The organism is Pseudomonas sp. RGM2987, assembly GCF_022952855.1.
Classification (GTDB): domain Bacteria; phylum Pseudomonadota; class Gammaproteobacteria; order Pseudomonadales; family Pseudomonadaceae; genus Aquipseudomonas.
In genome coordinates this window covers 12,523-34,768 of sequence record NZ_JALJDX010000165.1, presented here as the reverse complement: position 1 = coordinate 34,768, position 22,246 = coordinate 12,523, and the positions used below count along the sequence as shown (strand labels likewise).

Genomic DNA, 22,246 nt, shown 5'->3' with positions numbered 1-22,246 from the left:
GGCGTAGGCACATCCGACATCTTGGTTGGCTGGCACACCGCCTTCGCGAGCAAGCCCGCTCCCACAAGGTTTTGATGCTCTGTACTAATCGTTAGCCAAGCAACAATCCGTTCGATAACCGAACACTCAGTCGATTATCGGATTGTTTGGCCCATTGCCGCAGCTTAATCTTCAGTCACTCCGGCGCTTCTCTCGCGCCTTTTTCTTCACGTCGGTCTACTGGAATACGGGAGCCTGCCCATGGCTGAAATCCTTTCGCTGCACGACGCGGTGAAGCAGTTCGTCAACGACGGCGATACCGTCGCGCTCGAGGGCTTCACCCACTTGATTCCCACGGCAGCGGGTCACGAGATCATTCGTCAAGGCAAGAAAGACCTGACGCTGGTGCGGATGACGCCTGACCTGATCTACGACCAGTTGATCGGCGCCGGTTGTGCTCGCAAGCTGATTTTTTCCTGGGGCGGCAACCCCGGCGTGGGTTCGCTGCACCGTCTGCGTGATGCAGTGGAGAAGCAATGGCCGCACCCGCTGGAAATCGAGGAACACAGCCACGCCGACCTGGCCAATGCCTACGTCGCCGGGGCTTCGGGCTTACCGTTCGCAGTGCTGCGGGCCTACGCCGGTTCCGACCTGCCCAAGGTCAACCCGCTGATCAAGAACGTGACCTGCCCGTTCACCGGGGAAGTCCTGGCCGCTGTGCCATCGGTGCGCCCGGACATCACCGTGATCCACGCCCAGAAAGCCGACCGCAAGGGCAACGTGTTGCTCTGGGGCATCCTCGGTGTGCAGAAGGAAGCCGCCCTGGCCGCCAAGCGCTGCATCGTCACCGTGGAAGAAATCGTCGACGACCTGAACGCGCCGATGAACGCCTGTGTATTGCCGACCTGGGCCCTGAGCGCGGTGTGTCACGTCCCGGGCGGTGCGCACCCGTCCTACGCCCACGGCTACACCGAACGCGACAACCGTTTCTACCAGGCGTGGGACCCCATCGCCCGCGACCGTCAGACCTTTACCGCCTGGATCAACGAATACATCCATGGCACCCGAGACTTCAGTGAATTCCAGGCCCGGTTGGCCGCCGCTGCGCAGGTGAAACAATGACGTACTCCACCAACGAAATGATGACCGTCGCCGCGGCCCGTCGCTTGAAAAACAACGCGGTATGCTTCGTCGGCATCGGCCTGCCGTCGAAAGCCGCCAACCTGGCACGGCTGACCTCGTCGCCAGATGTCGTGCTGATCTACGAGTCCGGTCCGATCGGTGCCAAGCCCAGCGTCCTGCCGTTGTCCATCGGTGACGGTGAGCTGGCGGAGACCGCCGACACCGTTGTGCCGACCGGTGAGATTTTTCGCTATTGGTTGCAGGGCGGGCGTATCGACGTCGGTTTCCTCGGCGCGGCGCAAGTCGACCGTTTCGGCAACATCAACACCACCGTGGTGGGCGACTACCATCAACCGAAAGTCCGCTTGCCGGGGGCCGGTGGCGCGCCGGAGATTGCAGGTTCCGCCAAGAGCGTATTGATCATCCTCAAGCAGTCGGCCCGTTCGTTTGTCGACAAGCTGGATTTCATCACCTCGGTCGGTCACGGCGAGGGCGGCGATTCGCGCAAACGCCTCGGGCTGCCAGGCGCGGGGCCGGTGGGCATCATCACCGACCTGTGCATCATGGAACCGGAAGCCGGCACCCATGAATTCGTGGTCACTTCACTGCACCCCGGCGTGACCCGCGAGCAAGTCATTGCCGCCACCGGGTGGGCGATCCGTTTCGCCGACCAGATGCAAACCACCGCCGAGCCGACCGAAGTGGAGCTGCGCGCCTTGCGCGATCTCGAAGCTCGCACCGCAGCGGCCCATGGCCAGGCACCGGGAGAAGCCTGATGCGCGACGTTTATATCTGTGATGCGATTCGGACCCCCATCGGCCGCTTCGGCGGCGGCTTGTCCGGCGTGCGCGCCGATGACCTGGCGGCGGTGCCGATCAAGGCGCTGATGGAGCGCAACCCGTCGGTGGATTGGAGCGTGGTGGATGAGGTGTTCCTCGGTTGCGCCAACCAGGCCGGCGAAGACAACCGCAACGTGGCGCGCATGGGCCTGTTGCTGGCGGGCCTGCCGGAAAGCATTCCCGGCGTGACCCTCAACCGCCTCTGCGCTTCGGGCATGGACGCCATCGGCACCGCGTTCCGCGCCATTGCCAGCGGCGAAATGGAACTGGCGATTGCCGGCGGTGTGGAGTCGATGTCCCGCGCACCGTTCGTGATGGGCAAGGCCGACGCGGCGTTTTCGCGCAACATGAAACTGGAAGACACCACCATCGGCTGGCGCTTTATCAATCCGTTGATGAAAGCCCAGTACGGTGTGGATGCGATGCCGCAGACCGCGGACAACGTGGCTGATGAGTACGCAGTGTCACGCGCCGACCAGGATGCGTTCGCCGTGCGCAGCCAACAGCGTGCGGCGGCGGCCCAGGCCGCCGGTTTCTTCGCCGAGGAAATCGTCCCGGTGCGGATCGCCCACAAGAAAGGCGAAACCGTGGTCGAGCAGGACGAGCATCCCCGTGCCGATACCACGCTGGAAACCTTGAGCAAACTCAAGCCGGTCAACGGTCCTGACAAAACCGTCACCGCCGGCAACGCGTCGGGGGTCAACGACGGCGCGGCTGCGTTGATCCTGGCTTCGGCCGACGCGGTGAAGAAACATGGCCTGACGCCACGCGGCAAAGTCCTGGGCATGGCCAGTGCCGGCGTCGCACCTCGGGTGATGGGCATCGGCCCGGTGCCGGCGGTGCGCAAGCTCACCGAGCGCCTGGGCCTGGCGGTGGCAGACTTCGACGTGATCGAGCTCAACGAAGCCTTTGCCAGCCAAGGCCTGGCGGTGCTGCGCGACCTTGGGCTGGCGGACGACGCGCCGCAGGTCAACCCGAACGGCGGCGCCATCGCCCTTGGTCATCCGCTGGGCATGAGCGGGGCGCGGCTGGTGTTGACCGCGCTGCATCATCTGGAAAAGACCGGCGGCCGCAGAGGTCTGGCGACCATGTGTGTCGGCGTCGGCCAGGGCTTGGCATTGGCTATCGAACGCGTCTGACGCGCCGTTCAACTTATAAGAAACCGAGGAACGCTTCATGACTGACAAGCCTGGTTATCGTCGCCCTCAAGCGGGCACCCAGCCGGAGTATCTGCACCCGCCGTACCAGTCCACCAACCTGCGTTCGCCGTCCAAGCCATTGGTGTTCTTGCCCCATTCGCTGTCGGAAATCACCGGGCCCACCGTAGGCGCGGACCGCGTGCAGGAGAAGGACAGCGACCTGACCGCCCAGCACAGCGGCGAGCCGTTGGGCGAGCGGATCATCATTCACGGGCGCGTACTGGACGAGAACGGCCATCCCGTGCCGGGCATTCTGGTGGAGATCTGGCAGGCCAACGCCGCCGGGCGTTACCACCACGACCGCGACAAACATGACGCGCCCCTGGACCCGAATTTTACCGGCACCGGTCGCACCGTCACCGACGCCGAGGGTTGGTATCAGTTCCAGACCATCAAGCCAGGCGCCTACCCGTGGGGCAATCACCACAATGCCTGGCGCCCGGCGCATATCCATTTCTCACTGTTCGGGCCAAGCATCCTGACGCGCCTGGTGACGCAGATGTATTTCCCTGGCGATCCGTTGCTGGCCTACGATCCGATCTACAACTGCGTACCGGACACGAGTGCCAAGGAACGCCTGATCGCCAGCTTCGACCTGGAAAAAACCATCCCTCACTACGCCCTCGGTTATCGCTGGGACATCGTCTTGCGCGGCCGCGATGCCACGCCGATGGAGAAATAAGATGACGCTCACCGCTACCACGTCCCACACCGTGGGCCCTTACTACCACATTGGCCTGACCTGGCTGAACCGCGAAGACCTGACTGTTCCCCAGACCCTTGGCCAGCGCGTGGCGATCACCGGGCAGGTGATTGACGGCAACGGCGAGTTCGTCAACGACGCGATGCTGGAAGTCTGGCAGGCCAACGCCGCCGGTAAATACGCCCATCCCGAGGACGAGCAGGACAAGCCCCTGGACCCGCATTTCGACGGCTTCGGCCGGGTGCCGGTGGACGCCGAAGGGCGCTTTCGCTTCACCACCATCAAACCGGGGAGCGTACCGGGCCTGAACGGCACGACCCAGGCGCCGCACCTGGTGGTGCTGGTGTTCGCCCGCGGGTTGGTCAAGCACCTGCTGACGCGCATCTACTTCGATGGCGAACAGGCCAATGAGACGGATCCGTTGCTGGCCTGCGTGCCCGAAGAGCGTCGCGCCACGATCGTGACCAAGCCCGATGCATCGGGTGTGTACCAGTGGAATGTAGTGTTGCAAGGGACGGATGCCGAGACGGTGTTCTTTGATTACTGAGTCATGATGTTCCTGTGACGAGGGAGCTTGCTCCCGCTCGGCTACGTAGCAGTCGCAAACCTGGCAGCGGGGGCATCCTGATACACCGGGTCGCCGGTTTTTGGGCTTGCTGCGCAAGCCAGCGGGAGCAAGCTCCCTCGCCACAGCAACCCGCAGGGCCACAGCAAGGGTATGAACCCTGTGGGGGCAAGGCTTGCCCGCGATGGCGCCAGTACAGGCACAGCAAAACTGTGGAACGGGACTGTTACGAAGTGTGTCTAGACTTTGTCTGTCCCCAACGAGTGAATAACCCATGACCACCCCAACCAGCCACTACACCGGCGAAGAGCGCAGCAAGCGTATTTTCGCCATCGTCGGTGCCTCATCCGGCAACCTGGTCGAATGGTTCGACTTCTACGTCTATGCGTTTTGCGCGATCTATTTCGCCCCGGCGTTCTTCCCGTCGGACAACCCCACGGTGCAACTGGTCAACACCGCCGGTGTGTTCGCCGCCGGGTTCCTGATGCGACCCATTGGCGGCTGGATTTTCGGCCGGGTGGCGGACCGTCACGGGCGCAAGAATTCAATGATGATTTCGGTGCTGATGATGTGCTTCGGCTCGTTGCTCATCGCCTGCCTGCCCACCTACAAGGACATTGGCGTCTGGGCGCCGGTGCTGTTGTTGCTCGCGCGTTTGCTGCAAGGCCTGTCGGTGGGCGGCGAGTATGGCACCACGGCCACCTACATGAGCGAAGTCGCCCTCAAGGGCCAGCGCGGTTTCTTTGCCTCGTTCCAGTACGTGACGCTGATCGGCGGCCAATTGCTGGCGGTGTCGCTGGTGGTGATCCTGCAACAGTTTCTCAACGAAGACGAACTGCGCGCCTACGGTTGGCGGATCCCGTTCGTGGTCGGTGCGGTGGCGGCGTTGATCTCGCTGTTCCTGCGCCGTTCCCTGAAGGAAACCAGCAGCAAGGAAATGCGCGAGAACAAGGACGCCGGCAGTATTGGCGCGCTGTTTCGCGACCACAAGGCCGCGTTCATTACCGTGTTGGGCTATACCGCCGGCGGCTCGCTGATTTTCTACACCTTCACCACCTACATGCAGAAGTACCTGGTAAACACCGCCGGGCTGCACGCCAAGACCGCCAGTTACATCATGACCGGCGCGCTGTTCCTTTATATGTGCATGCAACCGCTGTTCGGCATGCTGGCGGACAAGATCGGCCGGCGTAATTCCATGCTCTGGTTCGGCGGCCTGGGCGCGTTGTGCACCGTGCCGATCCTGCTGGCCCTCAAAAGTGTCAGCAGTCCATTCCTGGCGTTTGTGCTGATTACCGCCGCGTTGGCGATCGTCAGTTTCTACACCTCCATCAGTGGCCTGGTGAAAGCTGAAATGTTTCCACCCGAAGTGCGGGCGCTGGGGGTAGGGTTGGCCTATGCGGTGGCGAATGCGATTTTTGGCGGTTCGGCGGAGTACGTTGCCTTGAGCCTCAAAGCCCAGGGCATGGAGAACGCCTTCTATTGGTACGTCACGGTCATGATGGTGGTGGCGTTCCTGTTCAGCCTGCGCCTGCCCAAGCAACCGACGTATCTGCATCACGACCTTTGACTCACCTGTTCACTTAAGGCTTGTTTGATTCATGTGGCGAGGGAGCTTGCTCCCGCTTGACCGGGCTGGCGCTCCAGTGCGCAGCGCTCACAAAAAAGGCTGCTACGCAGCCCAGCGGGAGCAAGCTCCCTCGCCACAAGAGCATTCACTTTCCGAAGGACTGTTTTATGAGCGAACGACCGGGCAATCAGCTGTTCGATACCTACTTCACCGCCCGCGACATGCGCGAGGTGTTCTGTGACGCCGGGCGGGTCCAGGCGATGCTGGATGTCGAAGCAGCACTGGCCCGGGCCGAGGCACGGGTGGGGTTGATTCCCAACGGTGCGGTGGCGTCGATCGAGAAGGCCTGTCGTGCCCAGTTGTACGATTTTTCGGCGTTGGGTGAAGCGATTGCCAGCGCCGGCAATTCGGCGATCCCGCTGGTCAAGGCGTTGGGCAAGCGTATCGCCAGCGAGGACGCTGAGGCCGAGCGCTACGTGCATTTGGGCGCCACCAGCCAGGATGTCATGGACAGTGGGTTGGTGCTGCAATTGCGCCGGGCGCTGGAATTGATCGAAGGCGAACTGGCGCAACTGGCGGACACCCTGGCCAGGCAAGCGGAACGCTACGCCGCCACGCCAATGGCCGGGCGCACTTGGCTGCAGCATGCGACGCCGGTCACCCTGGGTATGAAAATCGCCGGGTGGCTGGGGGCGATCACCCGCAGCCGACAACGCCTGAAGGAACTCAAGCCGCGCTTGCTGGTGCTGCAATTCGGCGGCGCCTGCGGAACGCTCGCCGCCTTGGGTGAGCAAGCCTTGCCCATCGCCGAGGCGCTGGCCGCCGAACTGCAACTGAACCTGCCGGAACAACCGTGGCACACCCAGCGTGATCGGCTGGTGGAGTTCGGAGCGGTGCTGGGCTTGATCGCCGGCAGCCTGGGCAAACTGGGCCGCGACGTCAGTTTGCTGATGCAGACCGAAGCCGGCGAAGCGTTCGAGCCTGCGGCGCCGGGCAAGGGCGGTTCGTCTACCATGCCCCACAAGCGCAACCCGGTGGGCGCAGCAGTGTTGATCAGCGCCGCGACGCGAGTGCCGGGTTTGCTGTCGACGCTGTTCAGCGCCATGCCTCAGGAACACGAACGCAGCCTGGGCCTGTGGCACGCTGAATGGGAAACCTTGCCGGAGATTTGCTGCCTGGTGTCCGGCGCTTTGCAACAGGCACGGTTGCTGGCCGAAGGGCTGGAAGTGGACGCGGCGCGCATGGCCCGCAACCTGGACCTGACCCAGGGCCTGGTGCTGGCCGAAGCGGTGAGCATCGTCCTGGCCCAGCGGGTCGGGCGCGATACGGCGCACCATCTGCTGGAGCAATGCTGCAAGCGCGCTGTCGCCGAACAGCGGCATTTGCGCGACGTGCTGGGGGACGAACCCCAGGTGACCGCGCAATTGTCCGCTGTCGAACTCGATCATCTGCTCAACCCCGCCCACTACCTCGGCCAGGCCCAGACCTGGGTCGCCCGGGCGGTGGCCGAACATTTTGCCCTTAACGCCTGAAAGGAGATTGTTGTGGGATTCGTCAAACTCGCCGAGGGCGAACTGAACTATCGATTCGACGGGCCGCAAGACGCCCCGGTGCTGGTGCTCTCCAACTCGTTGGGCACCAACCTGCACATGTGGGACGAGCAGGTTGCGGCGTTCAGCGAGCATTTCCGCGTGCTGCGTTTCGACACCCGTGGGCACGGCGGGTCGTTGGTCACTGAAGGGCCCTACAGCATTGAACAACTGGGCGGCGACGTGCTGGCGATGCTCGACGCCCTGGATATCGACAGGGTGCATTTCTGTGGATTGTCCATGGGCGGGTTGATCGGCCAGTGGCTGGGGATCAATGCTGGCGAGCGCTTGCACAAACTGGTGGTGTGCAACACCGCCGCCAAGATCGGTGATCCGTCGGTATGGAACCCGCGCATCGAAACCGTGCTGCGCGACGGTCAGGCAGCGATGGTTGCGTTGCGCGATGCCTCGATTGCCCGTTGGTTTACCCCTGACTTCGCCGAGGCTCATCCAGAGCAGGCGAAAAAGATCACCGACATGCTCGCCGCCACCTCGCCGCAGGGCTATGCCGCCAACTGTGCGGCGGTGCGTGATGCGGATTTTCGTGAGCAATTGTCGTCGATTCGTGTACCGCTGCTGGTGATTGCCGGCACCGAAGATGCGGTGACGCCGCCGTCGGGTGGGCACTTTATCCAGGAGCGAGTCAGCGGGGCGCAGTACGCCGAGTTCCGTGCTGCGCACCTTTCCAATGTCCAGGCCGGCGCCGCGTTCAGCGCGCGGGTGCTGGATTTCCTGCTCGGCGCCTGAGGAGTTTTTTGTGGACGAGAAACAACGTTACGACGAAGGCATGCAGGTACGCCGCGCGGTGCTGGGCGATGCCCACGTCGACCGCAGCCTCAATGCCCTGAACGAGTTCAACAGCGAATTCCAGGAGATGATCACCCGCCACGCCTGGGGCGACATCTGGACCCGCCCGGGTCTGCCACGCCATACCCGCAGCCTGATCACCATTGCCATGCTGATCGGCATGAACCGCAACGAAGAACTCAAACTCCACCTGCGCGCCGCCGCCAACAACGGCGTCAGCCGCAGCGAGATCAAGGAAGTGATCATGCAGAGCGCGATCTACTGCGGCATCCCGGCAGCCAATGCCACGTTCCACCTGGCTGAGTCGGTGTGGGATGAACTCGGGGTCGAATCCAGAGCTTAAGACCGCCACCAATTCCCTGTGGGAGCGGGCTTGCTCGCGAAAGCGGTGGGTCAGTTGGCATAATGCTGAATGTGCCACCGCCTTCGCGAGCAAACCCGCTCCCACAGGGATTAGCAGCGCCCCGCGCCGATGGCTCTTACAACAAACTGATCGGATAGCTGACGATCAAACGGTTCTCATCGAACTCGTTGTTATTGAAATCCCGACGCATCGTCGAATTGCGCCATTTCACATTGAGGCTTTTCAGCGCGCCGCTCTGCACCGTGTAGGCCAGTTCGGTTTCACGGCCCCATTCCTTGCCGTCGTCGACGGTGGCGGTGTGCACGTTGTCGCCACTGATGTAGCGGTTCATCAGGCTCAGGCCCGGGACGCCGACGGCGGCGAAGTTGAAGTCGTGGCGCAACTGCCAGGATTTTTCCTTGGCGTTGTCGTAGCTGGAGTTGTAGCTGTCGTTGGCCAGGGTCCCGCCGCTGGTGCCGTTGACGCGCATCCAGGCATCGTCGCCGCCGACTTTTTGCAGACCGACATAGAAGGTGTTGCCGCCGTACTTGGCCGAGAGCATGGCGAACGCGGTTTTGTTGTCCAGGTCGCCGGCCAGGGCGCTGCCGTCTTCCTTGCCGGTGAAGTAGCCGAGGTTGGCGCCCAGGGTCCAGTCGCCGATGGGTTGGCTGTGGGTCAGGTTGAAATACTGCTGCTGGTAGATGTCGGACAGTTCCGCGTACCACACGCCGACCTGGGTGCGCTTGTCATTGAAGGCATATTCGCCGCCGCCGAAATTGAAACGATCGGAAGTGAACGCGCCACGGCCGTTCATCGACATGTCTTCCATGCTCGCGTCGTTGCGCGGGCTATTGCCACGGAACTGGCCGCCATAAAGGCTCAGGCCGTTGATCTCGGTGGACGTGACCTGGCCGCCGCGGAAAGTTTGCGGCAGGGAGCGACCGTCGTCAGAGCGCAGGATCGGCAGCACCGGCATCCATTCGCCGACCTTCAATTCGGTCTTCGATACCTTGGCCTTGAGCGCCACACCGAGGCGCCCGAAGTCATCGGCCGGACGCCCGTCATCGTGCACCGGCAGCAATTGCGTGCCCGCCGTACCGCGACCGCCATCGAGCTTGACCGAGTACAGGCCCAGCACATCCACGCCGAAACCGACCGTGCCCTGGGTGAAGCCGGACTTGGCGTCGAGGATGAAACTCTGGGTCCATTCCTCGGCCTTGCCCTGGGCGTTGTTCGGGTTGGTGAAGTTGCGGTTGAAATAGAAATTGCGCAGGTTCAGCGTGGCCTTGGCATCTTCGACAAACCCTGACTCCGCAGCCAGGACGGGCAGGGCGCTTCCGGTCAGGGCTACGGCGAGGAGGCTGGGGAATAAATGCTGTGTGGGCTTCATGGACGTTTCTCTAATTGTTGTGGGCGAAGCAAGTCATTGCCGCGACCTCGGGTCGCAGACAGGACGGTGGATAACAGGGGCGCTGATCGAGAATCAGCCGGGCGAGGCGGGACGTAGGGGCATGGCATCGAACCTGATGTTATTGGTTTTGTGCGAACGATGGTGAAGGGCAGGGCGGGATGGCTTCAATTGGCGATTGCGGGTTTTGGGCGATTATCGAACGGCAAAATGGCTGATCGAATGGCGTAACACTTGCGAACACAGAATGCTCACAGATCCAATATCCACCCTGAATTCCCTGTGGTCGATCGCCAATTTTCAACTCCACACCAACCCAACGTGGCGAGGGAGCCAGCTCCCGCAGGCCAGCGAAGCAGGCCCCTGCGTTCCTTCAGGCAAACCGCAGGGCCAGGTCTTGCGACTGCTGCGCAGCCGAGCGGGAGCAAGCTCCCCCGCCACGGGTCTTGGGCTGTCTGGGCTGACGTCTTCGCGAGCAAGCTCGCTCCCACATTAGATTGAGGTACAGCCGCGAGAGACCAGGCCGCCTCGTTTTTGCTTTTGCTTTTGCTTTTGCTTTTGCTTTTGCTTTTGCTTTTGCTTTTGCTTTTGCTTTGCTTTTGATCTTGAGCGCCCCATTAACCACAAGGGCCGAACGCAGGCATTGCGTAGTGGGCATCCCGGCATGGATGCCGGGATAGCCGCGCAGGGCCATGGATGGCCCATCGCGGCGGGCCCACGGAGCAATGCCGGAGTGAGGGAACACCGAGCGTAAGCGAGGTGCCCAGTGGTGGGGTAAGAGCGTTTTGGTTACTTTTGCGCTTCTCAAAAGTGACCCGCCGTCAGGGCGGAACCCTAAGCCGTCGTTACCGCAGCAACGGATATGTACCCGGTCAAAAAATCCACACAGACCGACACACAGCCATCGCGAGCAGGCTCGCTCCCACAGGATCCGCAGCCAGTCTTGTTGCTCCGCATTTGGCAGGGTTTGGGGCCGCTTCGCAGCCCAGCGGGAGCAAGCTCCCTCGCCACAGGTTTGTGTGTTGAGCTTGAAAGCGATTAAAAACAAAAAAGCCCACCTTCCGGTGGGCTTTTTGTTCAGCGTTCAAGCACGATCAGAACAGCCGGGTCTTGGGCGCTTCTTCTTTCACCGGTTCGTTCTTGCCAGTCTCGGCATTCCAGCCACCCCCCAGTGCCTTGTACAGGTTGACCTCACTGGTCAACTGCGCAAGGCGGTCGGTGATCAGCGATTGCTGGGCGCTGAACAGTTGGCGCTGGGCGTCGAGGAAGGTCAGGTTGCTGTCGACGCCGATGCGGTAGCGACGCTCGGCCAGGCGGTAGTAATCCTGGTTGGCGGCGACGAAGTCGGTCTGGGCCTGCAACTGTTCGTTGTAGGTCTGGCGAGCGGCCAGGCCGTCGGAGACTTCCTGGAACGCCGTCTGAATCGACTTCTCATACTGCGCGACGTTGATGTCTTTCTGGACCTTGGCGTAATCCAGGCTTGCCCGCAGGCTGCCGGCGTTGAAGATCGGCAGGTTGATCTGCGGGGCGAAGCTCCAGGTGCCCGAGCCGCCCTTGAACAGGCCGGACAGGTCCGGGCTCAGCGTGCCGGCGTTGGCCGTCAGGCTGATGCTCGGGAAGAACGCGGCCCGCGCGGCGCCGATGTTGGCGTTGGCGGCGAGCAGGTTGCGTTCGGCCTGGAGGATGTCCGGGCGCCGTTGCAGCAGGTCCGACGGCAGCCCGGCCGGCACTTCGCTGAGCAAGTCATCGCTCAAAGGTTGCGATTGCAGATTGGCCGGCAGGCCGGTGCCCAGCAACAGGGTCAGGCTGTTCTCGTCCTGGGCCACCTGGCGGGTGTAGCGCGCCAGTTGCACTCGTGCGTTCTCCACGGCGGTGCGGGCCTGGCTCAGGTCCAGGGCCGAGGCCACGCCGACTTCGGCGCTGCGCGAGGTCAGCTTGAGGCTTTGCTCGTAGGCACCCAGGGTCTCCTGGGTCAGCTTGAGCAGTTCCTTGTCGGCCTGCCAGGTCAGGTAGGCATTGGCGACGTTCGCCACCAGGCTGATCTGCGTGCTGCGCCGGGCTTCTTCAGTGGCGAAGTAGCTTTGCAGCGCTTGCTCGCTCAAGCTGCGAACCCGACCGAACAGGTCCAGCTCATAGGCGCTGATGCCCAGGGTGGCGGAATAGGAACTGCTGATCGCCGCTTCACCGGTCTGCGAAGCCCGCGCCGGCACCCGCTGGCGGCTGGCGGCACCGGTGGCCGAGACCGCCGGAAACAGGTCGGCGCGCTGGATGCGGTATTGCGCGGCGTAGGCGTCGATGTTCAGCGCTGCGACCCGCAGGTCGCGGTTGTTTTCCAGGGCCACCTGGATCAGCTGCTGCAACGCCGGATCATGGAAAAACTGTTTCCAGCCCTGCTCGGCGGCGGCCTGGCCGGGCGCTTTCGCCGACTCGTAGGCCGGGCCTTGCGGGTACTGCGCCGCGACCGGTGCTTCGGGCCGCTGATAGTCGGGGATCAGCGAGCAACCGCTGAGCACGACCGCGGCGATGGTCAGGGAAAGTAGCGACTTGCTCATTGGCCAGCCTCTTTGGAAGTTTCAGGAGTGTCGTCGTGATCGGCATTTTTGCGGCGACCGATGGACGACACGGACACGAAGAACAATGGCACCCAGAAGATTGCCAGGACAGTAGCGGTGATCATACCGCCGATCACCCCGGTACCGATGGCATGTTGGCTGCCCGAGCCGGCGCCGGTGGAGATCGCCAGCGGGACTACGCCGAGGACGAACGCCAGGGAGGTCATGATGATCGGCCGCAGACGCATCCTACAAGCTTCGATGGCGGCGTCCATCAGGCTGCGGCCCTGTTCGTGGAGTTCCTTGGCGAACTCGACGATCAGGATGGCGTTTTTCGCCGCCAGGCCGATGGTCGTCAGCAAGCCCACCTGGAAGTACACGTCGTTGGACAGGCCGCGCAGGCTGGTCGCCAGCAGGGCACCGATGATCCCCAGGGGCACCACGAGCATGACCGCGATCGGAATCGACCAGCTTTCATACAGCGCCGCCAGGCACAGGAACACCATCAGCAATGACAAGGCATACAGCGCTGGCGCCTGGGAGCCCGACAGGCGCTCCTCGTAGGACAGCCCGGTCCAGGAGATACCGACACCGGCCGGCAGTTTCTTGGCGATGGCTTCGACTTCCGCCATGGCTTCACCGGTGGAGTAACCCGGCGCCGGGGCGCCGAGGATTTCCATCGCTTCCACGCCGTTGTAGCGGGCCAGCTTGGGCGATCCGTAGATCCACTCACCCTTGGCGAACGCGGTGAACGGCACCATGGTGCCGGCGCTGTTGCGCACGTACCACTTCTTGAGGTCCTCGGGGCTCATGCGCGCACCCGGCTGGCCTTGCACGTACACCTTTTTCACCCGGCCACGGTCGATGAAGTCATTCACGTAGCTACTGCCCAGGGCAATCGACAGGGTGTTGTTGATGTCCGTAAGGGTAATGCCCAGTGCACTGGCTTTCTCGTCATCGATTTCCAGCTGGTATTGCGGCTCGTCGTTCAGGCCGTTCGGACGAACCTGAGCCAGTACCTTGCTCTGGGACGCCATGCCCAGGAACTGGTTGCGCGCTTCCATCAGTTTGTCGTGGCCGATGCCGGCGCGATCCTGCAGGAACACGTCGAAACCGGTGGCGTTACCCAGTTCCATCACCGCCGGCGGGGCGAAGGCAAATACCATCGCATCGCGGAAGGTGAAGAAGTGTTGCTGGGCCCGGGCCGAGATCTTGAACACCGTGTTGTCAGCGTTACGTTCTTCCCACGGCTTGAGCATGATGAACGCCATGCCCGAACTCTGGCCACGGCCGGCGAAGTTGAAGCCGGTCACGGTGAACACCGAGGCCACGCCGTCGCCTTCGCCGCCGTCCTTGGTCGGGCGCAGCAGGAACTCGCGCATGTTGTCCACCACCACCTGGGTCCGCTCGGCGCTGGAGCCGGCCGGCGTCTGCACCTGGGCAAACAGTACGCCCTGGTCTTCTTCCGGGAGGAACGCGGTCGGGATGCGGGTGAACAGCCAGACCATGCCGACCACGATGATGATGTAGGCCAGCAGGTACGGCGCCTTGTGCCGGAGTATGTTGCCCACGCCGCGCTCGTAGCTGCGCACGCCACGGTCGAAGGTGCGGTTGAACCAACCGAAGAAGCCGCGCTTGGGCGTGCCGTGCTCACCCTTGGGGATCGCCTTGAGCATGGTGGCGCACAAGGCCGGGGTGAAGATCAGCGCAACCAGCACCGACAGGGCCATGGCCGAGACGATGGTGATGGAGAACTGTTTGTAGATCACACCGGTGGAGCCGCCGAAGAACGCCATTGGCAGCAATACCGCCGAGAGCACCAGGGCAATACCCACCAGGGCGCCCTGGATCTGGCCCATGGATTTCTTGGTGGCTTCCTTGGGTGACAGGCCTTCCTCGCTCATCACCCGCTCGACGTTTTCCACCACGACGATGGCGTCGTCCACCAGCAAGCCGATGGCCAGCACCATGCCGAACATGGTCAGGGTGTTGATGCTGAAGCCGAACGCCGCGAGGATCCCGAAGGTACCGAGCAAGACCACTGGCACCGTCATCGTGGTGATGATGGTGGCGCGGAAGTTCTGCAGGAACAGGAACATCACCAGGAACACCAGGGCGACCGCTTCGACCAGGGTTTCCACCACGCCTTTGATCGATTCGCTTACCACTGGCGTGGTGTCATACGGGAACACCACTTCCATGCCAGGCGGGAAGAACGGCTTGAGGTTATCCACGGTCCGACGCAGCGCCTTGGCCGTGTCGAGGGCGTTGGCACCGGTGGCCAGTCGCACCGCCAGACCCGACGCCGGAGCGCCGTTGAACTGGGCGTTGATGGCGTAGTTTTCACCCCCCAGGGCGACATCGGCGACGTCACCGACGCGCACCTGCGAGCCGTCCGGGTTGACCTTGAGCAGAATTGCCTTGAATTGCTCGGCGGTCTGCAGGCGGGTCTTGCCGATGATGGTGGCGTTCAGTTGCTGGCCGGGCACGGCAGGCAGGCCACCGAGCTGGCCGGACGAGACCTGGACGTTCTGCGCGGCGATGGCGGTCCTCACGTCGACCGGGGTCAGGCTGTAGTTGTTCAGCTTGGCCGGGTCGAGCCAGATCCGCATCGCGTACTGGGCGCCGAAGACTTGGAAGTCACCCACGCCGGAAGTGCGGGAGATCGGGTCCTGCATGTTCGACACAATGTAGTTGGAAAGGTCTTCCCGGGTCATGGTGCCGTCGCGCGACACCACGCCGATCACCATCAGGAAGTTCCTCACCGACTTGGTCACGCGGATACCCTGCTGCTGCACTTCTTGCGGCAGCAGCGGGGTTGCCAGGTTCAGCTTGTTCTGGACCTGGACCTGCGCAGTGTCGGAGTTGGTGCCCTGCTCGAAGGTCGCGGTGATGGTCATGCTGCCGTCGGAGTTACTTTCCGAGGAGACATAACGCAGGTTGTCGATACCGTTGAGCTGTTGCTCGATGACCTGCACCACGGTGTCCTGCACGGTCTGCGCGGACGCACCCGGGTAGGTGACCTGGATCGCAATGGCCGGCGGCGCGATGCTCGGGTACTGGTTGATCGGCAACTTGAGGATCGATAGAGCCCCGACCAGCATGATCACCAGGGCAATCACCCAGGCGAAAATCGGACGGTCGATAAAGAATTTCGACATGGTTTACTCCCCTTTGCCGCCGGCTGCTTTATCAGCTGCCTGAGCGGGGGCCGGGTTCTTGGCACCGACGTTGGTGGCTTCGACGGCCTTGACCTGCACTCCAGGGCGTACGTATTGCAAGCCTTCGGTGATCAGGCGGTCGCCGGCCTTGAGGCCGTCTTCGATCAGCCACTGGCTGCCGACGGTGCGGCTGGCCTTGAGCTGGCGCAGCTCGACCTTGTCGTCCGCGCCCACTACCAGGGCGGTCGGCGTGCCCTTGAGGTCACGGGTCACGCCTTGCTGCGGCGCGAGGATCGCCGCGCTGTTCACCCCGGCCTGCAACTGGGCGTGGACGAACATGCCCGGCAGCAGGGTGTGGTCCGGGTTCGGGAACACGGCACGCAAGGTCACGGAACCGGTGGTCTGGTCGACCGACACTTCCGAGAACTCCAGCTTACCTTCATGGGGATACTGGCTGCCGTCTTCCAGGGTCAGCTTGACCATGGCGGCGTTGTCGCCGGCCTTTTGCAGACGACCGCTTTCCAGCTCACGGCGCAATTGCAGCAGTTCCACCGAGCTCTGGGTCACGTCGACGTAGATCGGGTCCAGTTGCTGGATGGTCGCCAGGGCGTCGGCCTGGCCGTTGCTCACCAGCGCACCTTCGGTCACCGAGGAGCGACCGATACGGCCGGAAATCGGCGCGTAGACCTTGGTGTAGCGCACGTTGATCTGGGCGGTCTGCAGGTTGGCTTCCGACTCGAGGCGGTTAGCCACGGCGGTGTCGTATTCCTGGCGGCTGACGGCTTGCTCATCCACCAGTTGCTTGTAGCGGTCGGCAATCGACTTGGTGGAACGCAGGTTGGCCTCGGCGCTTTTCAGGGTCGCTTCGTACACGGCCGGGTCGATCTGGTAGAGCTGCTGGCCGGCCTTGACGTCGGCGCCTTCCTTGAACAGGCGCTTGAGGATGATGCCGTTGACCTGCGGGCGCACTTCGGCCACGCGGAACGCGCTGGTGCGCCCTGGCAGTTCCGAGGTCAGGGTAAAAGGCTGGGTCTTGAGGGTTACGAAGCCGACCTGAGGTGGGGGGGCGGCAGGCGCCGCTTCTTCCTTCTTGCATCCGCTGAGCAGCGATGCCAGGGCGATGGCGGTAACCAGAGCGGTAACAGCTGGCTTGAATTGCATGGAAATCCTCGGGTCCAGGCGCGCAACGGGCGCACTCGAAAGTGGAAAGGTTAAAAAAGCAGCGTTAATCAAAGGTTAAAAAGGCAGCATTTTTCAATTAGTAGGATGCTAAGAAATATACTTACGTACATGGCTGTTTGTAAACAGCAAAATTGCGTACCATCCGGCTTTACAAAAGCCTGACACAGGCCTGTATAGGTCGGGGGACGCGTTCAGAAACGTGGCTCATTTTTTTATAGCTGATCCTTTAGCTCTGCTGATGCATCCTGATTGAGGTGTTTACTGCCATGGTCCGTCGTACCAAAGAGGAAGCCCTGGAGACTCGCAGCCAGATACTTGAAGCGGCCGAGAAAGCCTTTTTCGAACGGGGCGTTGCCCGCACCACCCTGGCCGATATCGCAACGCTGGCCGGCGTGACGCGCGGCGCCATCTACTGGCATTTCAGCAACAAGGCGGACCTGCTCCAGGCAATGCTCGATACGCTGCATGAGCCTCTCGATGACTTGGCCCGGGCCAGTGAGAGTGAGCAAGAGCTTGATCCCCTGGGTTGTGTGCGAAAATTGCTGGTGCGTTTGTTCCAACAGGTGGCCCTGGACCCGAAGACCCGGCGCATTAATGAAATCCTGTTCCATAAGTGTGAATTCACCGATGAGATGTGCGACCTGCGCCAGCAGCGGCGCCAGGTCAGCCTGGACTGCAACGTGCGCATCGCGTTGTCGCTGCGCAACGCGGTGAATCGCGGCCAACTGCCCGATGACCTGGATCCGGACAGGGCGGCGATTGCGATTCACGCCTACATCGACGGCATTCTCTACCAGTGGCTGTTGGCGCCCGACAGCTTCGCGCTGGCGGATGAGGCCGAACGCTGGGTAGAGACCGGGCTGGACATGCTGCGCCTGAGCCCCAGCCTGCGCAAATGAAACAAAGTACGTAATTTACTTCGGTTTGTGTCATTCCAGACGTTCAGGGTGCTTTTATAAACTGAACGATGCCGCGGTTGATAGGCAGTCTCGGGCAAATTTTGTAGCTATTTTGTTTCGTCACGCTGAATGCCCCGCCGGGCACTGCTCCCGGCGAAGCCATGGTATCGATGAACCGCGTCATTTTTTACACGGCCAGTGGGTCTATTCGACGATGAGGCGGACAGTGTAGTCGAAGGGCGGCTCAAGCAGCTTGCGGGATACTTCTGATCTGCACGTGTAGGTGCCGTTGCCAGTGTAAGTTGTTCGGCTTTTCCAGTCCGGCCTGTAACTGGGTTCTAACGCGCCGATAACGATGGGGGCCTGGAAACGGGTTTGCATCTGACACTCGAAGTTGAAGTTATTCATCTCATAGTTGAGCACCAGTTCAATGGGTTTGACCTTTTTCAATGTGGGCTGCCAACCCGCCGTGGGGTAGGTGTAGTTCCTTTCGTGGGCGACATGGATCACGTGGGTGGATTTCGGCGCGATGTCATAAGCGCTTAGCGGGAAGTCTGCGGCTTGTGGCGGATCCGTCAGCAGGTTGTTCATTTTCAACGTGCCCCGTGTATTGTTGGTGATTTCCACGGTGACCTCGGTGCTGGCCATGCTGTTGGCCGCCATTGCAGACCCCAGCAGCAGGGCAAGGATGGTTGGGTGGGTGAATTGCATAAGTATCGTTCCGTCCATGGTGAGTTGTTGTTCCGGAATGATTATTAGCGCTGTCCGATGCTTCGATCCACTTTGGATATAAGTTGTGTTGTTATCTGATATTTCGAGTTTTACTTGTTGGCAGGAACTTACGATTTTGCAGGCATAAAAAAAGCCCCGGCTCTTTCGAATCGGGACTTTTAAGTAAGGCTTGTTTTCTGGGTTACATCACAGGGTAATCAATGTAACCCACCGGTCCTTTTCCATAGAACGTTTCCGGATGCGGCTCGTTCAGTGGGGCGCCAGCCTTCAAGCGCGCCGGCAGGTCCGGGTTGGCAATGAAAGGCACGCCGAAGGCCACGGCGTCGGCCTTGCCTTCGGCCAGCCAGGCATTGGCGCTGTCCTTGGTGAAGCGTTCGTTGGCAATGTACGGGCCGCCGAAGGCTTGCTTGAGTTGCGGGCCGATGCTGTCGTCGCCTTCCTTTTCGCGGGAGCAGATGAAGGCGATGCCGCGCTTGCCCAGTTCACGGGCCACGTAGCTGAAGGTTTCCAGGCGGTTTTCGTCGCCCATGTCATGGGAGTCGGCGCGGGGTGCCAGGTGCACGCCAACCCGGCCGGCGCCCCAGACTTCGATGGCCGCGTCGGTCACTTCCAGCAGCAGGCGGGCACGGTTTTCCAGGGAGCCGCCGTATTGGTCGGTGCGCTGGTTGGTGCTGCTTTGCAGGAACTGATCGAGCAGGTAGCCGTTGGCACCGTGGATTTCCACACCGTCGAAGCCGGCGGCCTTGGCGTTCTCGGCACCGACGCGGTAGGCATCGACGATGTCGGCGATTTCAGCGGTTTCCAGCGCTCGCGGGGTCGGGTACTCGGCCAGCGGGCGCACCAGGCTCACGTGGCCCTTGGGTTGGATGGCGCTGGGTGCCACCGGGGTTTCGCCGTTCAGGTACGACGGGTGGGAGATCCGGCCGACGTGCCACAGTTGCAGGAAGATCTTGCCGCCAGCGCCATGGATCGCCTTGGTCACGTTGGCCCAGCCGCGGACCTGGTCGTTGGACCAGATCCCGGGGGTGTCCGGGTAACCCACGCCCATCGGCGTGACGGAGGTCGCTTCGCTGAGGATCAGCCCGGCGGAGGCGCGTTGCACGTAGTACTCGGCCATCAACGCGTTGGGTACGCGACCCGCGTCGGCGCGGCAACGGGTGAGCGGGGCCATGATGATGCGGTTTTTCAGCTCGATGTCACCGAGTTTGATCGGATCGAAAATAGTCGTCATCTGTTACAACCTCGAAAAATGGAAGGGTTAAATCTCAACGAGTTGCCGCAGCCAGGTCGGCATCGCTGCCGCCCTGGCGGAAAGTGATCAAGGTCACCAGCAGCGCCAGCACCGCCAGCGCGCCGGCGGCCAGGGGCACGGTGGTGAGCCCCAGGCCCCGGTCGATGACGCTGCCACCGACCCAGGCGCCCAAGGCGTTGCCGATGTTGAAAGCGCCGATGTTCAGGGTGGACACCAGGTTCGGCGCAGCCTTGCCGAAGGTCACCACATTGACTTGCAGGGCCGGCACGGCGGCGAAGCAGGCGGTGGCCCAGAGGAACAAGGTGATTTCGGTGGGGATCAACGCCACGCTGGTCCAGCTCAGTACGGTGGAGACCACGGCCATGGTGATGAACACGCCGATCAGGGTGTTCGCCAGGCTCCTGTCCGCCAGCTTGCCGCCGATGATGTTGCCCAGGGTCAGGCCCAGGCCGATCAGCACCAGGGTCCAGGTCACGCCACGGGGCGATACGCCGGTCACTTCACCCAGCAACGGGGCGACGTAGGTGAACAGGGTGAACACCGAGGCGGAGAACAACGCGGTCATGCTCAGGGACAGCCACAGGCCAGCGCCCTTGAGCGCCACCAATTCCGAACGCATGTCGAGTTTTTCTTCATCGCGCTTGGCCGGCAGGAAGCGGATCAGCCCGATCAATGCCACCACGCCAATGACCGTCACCGCCCAGAAGGTAGAACGCCAGCCGGCTTCCTGGCCGAGCGCGGTGCCCAGTGGTACGCCAAGCACGTTGGCCAGGGTCAGGCCGGTGAACATCAGGGCGACGGCCGAGGCACGCTTGTTCGGCGCTACCAGGCCGGCGGCCACTACCGAACCGATGCCGAAGAACGCCCCGTGGCACAGGGCCGTGACGACCCGGGCAAACATCAGCACGTTGTAGTCGCTGGCGATGGCGCAGAGCAGGTTGCCAACGATGAAAATCCCCATCAGCGCCACGAGCGCGGCCTTGCGTGGCAGCCGCGCGGTGGCCAGGGCCATGAACGGTGCGCCGATGGCCACGCCCAGGGCATAGCCGGTCACCAGCCAGCCGGCGCCGGGAATCGACACGCCGAGGTCGGCCGCCACATCGGGCAACAGGCCCATGATGACGAACTCGGTGGTGCCGATGGCAAAGGCGCTCAGGGCCAGGATGAGTAGTGAGAGGGGCATGGCGGGTCCTTGTCGGATCAGAGCTCTTGGCTCATTTGCTGGAGGAACTGCTGGATCAATTCCTCGTTGCGTTTGAAAAAATGCCATTGACCGACCTTCTGGCTGGTGATCAGCCCCGCCCGTTGCAACACCGCCAGATGCGCCGATACCGTGGACTGCGACAGGCCGCAGCGCTGGTCGATCTGGCCGGCGCAAATGCCGAATTCGTGGTTGTGCAACTGTTCGGGGAACTGGACCTTGGGGTCTTTGAGCCAGTTGAGGATGTCTCGCCGTACCGGGTGCGCCAGGGCTTTTATTATTTCGTCGAGGTCGAGGGTCATGGGGGCAGTTCGTTTGGGGTGAGTAAAACGCTGTATCGCGATGGGGCGAACCTTAAATCGTTATTTCGCGATACACCAATATGGATTTGTTCTGACCTGCGAATAAATCGCTATATCGGGTTATAACGATATGAGCTCGACGGTGCTAAGCTGCGGCCATGAACTATCTCGCACACCTGCACCTGGGCGGCCCTGGCCGCGAACAACTGCTCGGCAGTCTCTACGGCGATTTCGTCAAGGGACCGCTGCAAGGGCTGTACGACCCACGGATCGAAGCGGCGATTGCCCTTCATCGACGCATCGACATGTACACCGACCGCCATCCTCTGGTGGATATCGCCCTGTCGCGCTTTTCCACGGTGCGCCGACGCTATGCCGGGATCGTGCTCGACGTGTTTTTCGACCATTGCCTGGCCCGGGACTGGACGTTGTATGGCGAGGGGCCGCTGCTGGATTTCACCGCCCGCGTATACCACGTGCTCGGCACCGAACAGCAGTTGCCGGGCCGCCTGGCGCAGATCGCGCCGCACATGGTGGAGAATGATTGGCTGGGCTCTTATGAAGAATTCGAGGTGCTCGGGCAGGTGCTGCGAGGGATTTCCAGGCGTCTGTCCCGACCTGAGGAACTGGCCGGGGCGATGGCGGAGTTGAGCCGGCTGTATGAGCCGTTGAGCGAGGATTTCAGGCTGTTTTATCCGCAGCTTCAGGATTTTGCGTTGAGCCATCCAAAACCGCAGCTCTGATGTGGAGTGGGTTCTGTGTTGGCCCTGGATCCTGTGCCCGCCGCAGATCCATTGTGGGAGCGGGCTTGCTCGCGAAGGCGATGGGTCAGTCAACAGTT

At 62.2% G+C, this 22,246-nt stretch carries 20 protein-coding genes; 11 read left to right on the top strand and 9 right to left on the bottom strand.

Annotation, left to right across the window (positions count from 1 at the left end; translation table 11 throughout):
- The first annotated feature begins 240 nt into the window (after nucleotides 1–240).
- The 9 genes from RGM2987_RS08215 to pcaC all read left to right on the top strand — a co-directional run bounded on the left by RGM2987_RS08215 (nucleotide 241) and on the right by pcaC (nucleotide 8,716).
- Entirely contained in the window at nucleotides 241–1,101 is an 861-nt protein-coding gene (locus RGM2987_RS08215; protein ID WP_245139615.1) for a CoA transferase subunit A, read from the top strand.
- Entirely contained in the window at nucleotides 1,098–1,877 is a 780-nt protein-coding gene (locus tag RGM2987_RS08210; RefSeq protein WP_245139611.1) for a CoA-transferase subunit beta, read from the top strand. The genes RGM2987_RS08215 and RGM2987_RS08210 overlap by 4 nt, the downstream gene beginning before the upstream one ends.
- The gene (gene pcaF / locus RGM2987_RS08205; protein ID WP_245139618.1) at nucleotides 1,874–3,079 is read left to right on the top strand and encodes a 3-oxoadipyl-CoA thiolase; all 1,206 of its coding nucleotides are present in this window, start codon (nucleotides 1,874–1,876) and stop codon (nucleotides 3,077–3,079) included. Before RGM2987_RS08210 ends, pcaF begins: the two co-directional genes overlap by 4 nt.
- A gap of 37 nt (nucleotides 3,080–3,116) precedes the next feature.
- The gene (gene pcaH / locus RGM2987_RS08200; protein ID WP_245139609.1) at nucleotides 3,117–3,821 is read left to right on the top strand and encodes a protocatechuate 3,4-dioxygenase subunit beta; all 705 of its coding nucleotides are present in this window, start codon (nucleotides 3,117–3,119) and stop codon (nucleotides 3,819–3,821) included.
- A gap of 1 nt (nucleotide 3,822) precedes the next feature.
- A complete protein-coding gene (gene pcaG, locus RGM2987_RS08195) occupies nucleotides 3,823–4,389 on the top strand; it encodes a protocatechuate 3,4-dioxygenase subunit alpha (RefSeq protein ID WP_245139607.1) in 567 nt (188 codons plus the stop codon).
- A 292-nt stretch (nucleotides 4,390–4,681) separates the two neighbouring features.
- Entirely contained in the window at nucleotides 4,682–5,977 is a 1,296-nt protein-coding gene (locus tag RGM2987_RS08190) for an MFS family transporter (RefSeq protein WP_245139605.1), read from the top strand.
- A gap of 167 nt (nucleotides 5,978–6,144) precedes the next feature.
- On the top strand, nucleotides 6,145–7,509 hold the full coding sequence (locus RGM2987_RS08185) for a 3-carboxy-cis,cis-muconate cycloisomerase (RefSeq protein WP_245139603.1): 1,365 nt from the start codon (nucleotides 6,145–6,147) through the stop codon (nucleotides 7,507–7,509).
- Nucleotides 7,510–7,521: 12 nt separating this feature from the next.
- Nucleotides 7,522–8,313 (top strand): 3-oxoadipate enol-lactonase, encoded by a 792-nt coding sequence (pcaD, locus tag RGM2987_RS08180; protein ID WP_245139600.1) that lies wholly within the window; start codon nucleotides 7,522–7,524, stop codon nucleotides 8,311–8,313.
- 10 nt (nucleotides 8,314–8,323) lie between these two features.
- Nucleotides 8,324–8,716, top strand: coding sequence for a 4-carboxymuconolactone decarboxylase (gene pcaC, locus RGM2987_RS08175; protein ID WP_214916575.1), 393 nt, complete (start codon nucleotides 8,324–8,326; stop codon nucleotides 8,714–8,716).
- Nucleotides 8,717–8,852: 136 nt separating this feature from the next.
- Here the strand turns inward: pcaC and RGM2987_RS08170 are convergent, their stop codons facing one another.
- The 5 genes from RGM2987_RS08170 to RGM2987_RS08150 all read right to left on the bottom strand — a co-directional run bounded on the left by RGM2987_RS08170 (nucleotide 8,853) and on the right by RGM2987_RS08150 (nucleotide 16,998).
- Complete coding sequence (locus RGM2987_RS08170) at nucleotides 8,853–10,106, bottom strand: OprD family porin (protein ID WP_245139597.1); 1,254 nt, start codon at nucleotides 10,104–10,106, stop codon at nucleotides 8,853–8,855.
- Between the two features lie 391 nt (nucleotides 10,107–10,497).
- Nucleotides 10,498–10,818, bottom strand: coding sequence for a hypothetical protein (locus RGM2987_RS08165; RefSeq protein ID WP_245139620.1), 321 nt, complete (start codon nucleotides 10,816–10,818; stop codon nucleotides 10,498–10,500).
- A 400-nt stretch (nucleotides 10,819–11,218) separates the two neighbouring features.
- On the bottom strand, nucleotides 11,219–12,676 hold the full coding sequence (gene adeC, locus RGM2987_RS08160; protein ID WP_245139595.1) for an AdeC/AdeK/OprM family multidrug efflux complex outer membrane factor: 1,458 nt from the start codon (nucleotides 12,674–12,676) through the stop codon (nucleotides 11,219–11,221).
- Nucleotides 12,673–15,837: an efflux RND transporter permease subunit EmhB gene (gene emhB / locus RGM2987_RS08155; RefSeq protein ID WP_245139593.1), complete on the bottom strand. Its 3,165-nt coding sequence runs from the start codon at nucleotides 15,835–15,837 to the stop codon at nucleotides 12,673–12,675. The genes adeC and emhB overlap by 4 nt, the downstream gene beginning before the upstream one ends.
- A 3-nt stretch (nucleotides 15,838–15,840) precedes the next feature.
- Complete coding sequence (locus RGM2987_RS08150; RefSeq protein WP_245139591.1) at nucleotides 15,841–16,998, bottom strand: efflux RND transporter periplasmic adaptor subunit; 1,158 nt, start codon at nucleotides 16,996–16,998, stop codon at nucleotides 15,841–15,843.
- A gap of 287 nt (nucleotides 16,999–17,285) precedes the next feature.
- On the opposite strand from RGM2987_RS08150, the gene RGM2987_RS08145 reads away from it, so the two are divergent.
- The gene (locus RGM2987_RS08145; protein WP_245139589.1) at nucleotides 17,286–17,918 is read left to right on the top strand and encodes a TetR family transcriptional regulator; all 633 of its coding nucleotides are present in this window, start codon (nucleotides 17,286–17,288) and stop codon (nucleotides 17,916–17,918) included.
- Between the two features lie 204 nt (nucleotides 17,919–18,122).
- On the opposite strand, the gene RGM2987_RS08140 is transcribed toward RGM2987_RS08145, so the two are convergent.
- From RGM2987_RS08140 to RGM2987_RS08125, 4 genes are all read right to left on the bottom strand, one after another.
- On the bottom strand, nucleotides 18,123–18,629 hold the full coding sequence (locus RGM2987_RS08140) for a hypothetical protein (protein ID WP_245139586.1): 507 nt from the start codon (nucleotides 18,627–18,629) through the stop codon (nucleotides 18,123–18,125).
- A 202-nt stretch (nucleotides 18,630–18,831) separates the two neighbouring features.
- A complete protein-coding gene (locus RGM2987_RS08135) occupies nucleotides 18,832–19,881 on the bottom strand; it encodes an alkene reductase (protein WP_245139584.1) in 1,050 nt (349 codons plus the stop codon).
- A 34-nt stretch (nucleotides 19,882–19,915) separates the two neighbouring features.
- Nucleotides 19,916–21,085, bottom strand: coding sequence for an MFS transporter (locus RGM2987_RS08130; RefSeq protein ID WP_245139581.1), 1,170 nt, complete (start codon nucleotides 21,083–21,085; stop codon nucleotides 19,916–19,918).
- Nucleotides 21,086–21,102: 17 nt separating this feature from the next.
- Nucleotides 21,103–21,405, bottom strand: a complete 303-nt coding sequence (locus RGM2987_RS08125; protein WP_042730869.1) for a metalloregulator ArsR/SmtB family transcription factor — start codon at nucleotides 21,403–21,405, stop codon at nucleotides 21,103–21,105.
- Between the two features lie 158 nt (nucleotides 21,406–21,563).
- Here RGM2987_RS08125 and RGM2987_RS08120 point away from each other — a divergent pair, with 158 nt between their 5' ends.
- Nucleotides 21,564–22,148 (top strand): ACP phosphodiesterase, encoded by a 585-nt coding sequence (locus RGM2987_RS08120; protein ID WP_245139580.1) that lies wholly within the window; start codon nucleotides 21,564–21,566, stop codon nucleotides 22,146–22,148.
- Nucleotides 22,149–22,246 lie beyond the last annotated feature (98 nt).

Excerpts from the sequence above, each read along its gene's own strand:
- emhB (WP_245139593.1), bottom strand. The coding sequence starts at position 15,837 with ATGTCGAAATTCTTTATCGACCGTCCGATTTTCGCCTGGGTGATTGCC.
- RGM2987_RS08170 (WP_245139597.1), bottom strand. The coding sequence starts at position 10,106 with ATGAAGCCCACACAGCATTTATTCCCCAGCCTCCTCGCCGTAGCCCTG.
- RGM2987_RS08150 (WP_245139591.1), bottom strand. The coding sequence starts at position 16,998 with ATGCAATTCAAGCCAGCTGTTACCGCTCTGGTTACCGCCATCGCCCTG.
- RGM2987_RS08165 (WP_245139620.1), bottom strand. The coding sequence starts at position 10,818 with ATGGCCCTGCGCGGCTATCCCGGCATCCATGCCGGGATGCCCACTACG.
- adeC (WP_245139595.1), bottom strand. The coding sequence starts at position 12,676 with ATGAGCAAGTCGCTACTTTCCCTGACCATCGCCGCGGTCGTGCTCAGC.
- RGM2987_RS08130 (WP_245139581.1), bottom strand. The coding sequence starts at position 21,085 with ATGCCCCTCTCACTACTCATCCTGGCCCTGAGCGCCTTTGCCATCGGC.
- RGM2987_RS08215 (WP_245139615.1), top strand. The coding sequence starts at position 241 with ATGGCTGAAATCCTTTCGCTGCACGACGCGGTGAAGCAGTTCGTCAAC.
- pcaH (WP_245139609.1), top strand. The coding sequence starts at position 3,117 with ATGACTGACAAGCCTGGTTATCGTCGCCCTCAAGCGGGCACCCAGCCG.
- RGM2987_RS08185 (WP_245139603.1), top strand. The coding sequence starts at position 6,145 with ATGAGCGAACGACCGGGCAATCAGCTGTTCGATACCTACTTCACCGCC.
- RGM2987_RS08190 (WP_245139605.1), top strand. The coding sequence starts at position 4,682 with ATGACCACCCCAACCAGCCACTACACCGGCGAAGAGCGCAGCAAGCGT.
- RGM2987_RS08125 (WP_042730869.1), bottom strand. The coding sequence starts at position 21,405 with ATGACCCTCGACCTCGACGAAATAATAAAAGCCCTGGCGCACCCGGTA.
- RGM2987_RS08135 (WP_245139584.1), bottom strand. The coding sequence starts at position 19,881 with ATGACGACTATTTTCGATCCGATCAAACTCGGTGACATCGAGCTGAAA.
- RGM2987_RS08210 (WP_245139611.1), top strand. The coding sequence starts at position 1,098 with ATGACGTACTCCACCAACGAAATGATGACCGTCGCCGCGGCCCGTCGC.
- RGM2987_RS08140 (WP_245139586.1), bottom strand. The coding sequence starts at position 18,629 with ATGCAATTCACCCACCCAACCATCCTTGCCCTGCTGCTGGGGTCTGCA.
- RGM2987_RS08120 (WP_245139580.1), top strand. The coding sequence starts at position 21,564 with ATGAACTATCTCGCACACCTGCACCTGGGCGGCCCTGGCCGCGAACAA.
- RGM2987_RS08145 (WP_245139589.1), top strand. The coding sequence starts at position 17,286 with ATGGTCCGTCGTACCAAAGAGGAAGCCCTGGAGACTCGCAGCCAGATA.
- pcaG (WP_245139607.1), top strand. The coding sequence starts at position 3,823 with ATGACGCTCACCGCTACCACGTCCCACACCGTGGGCCCTTACTACCAC.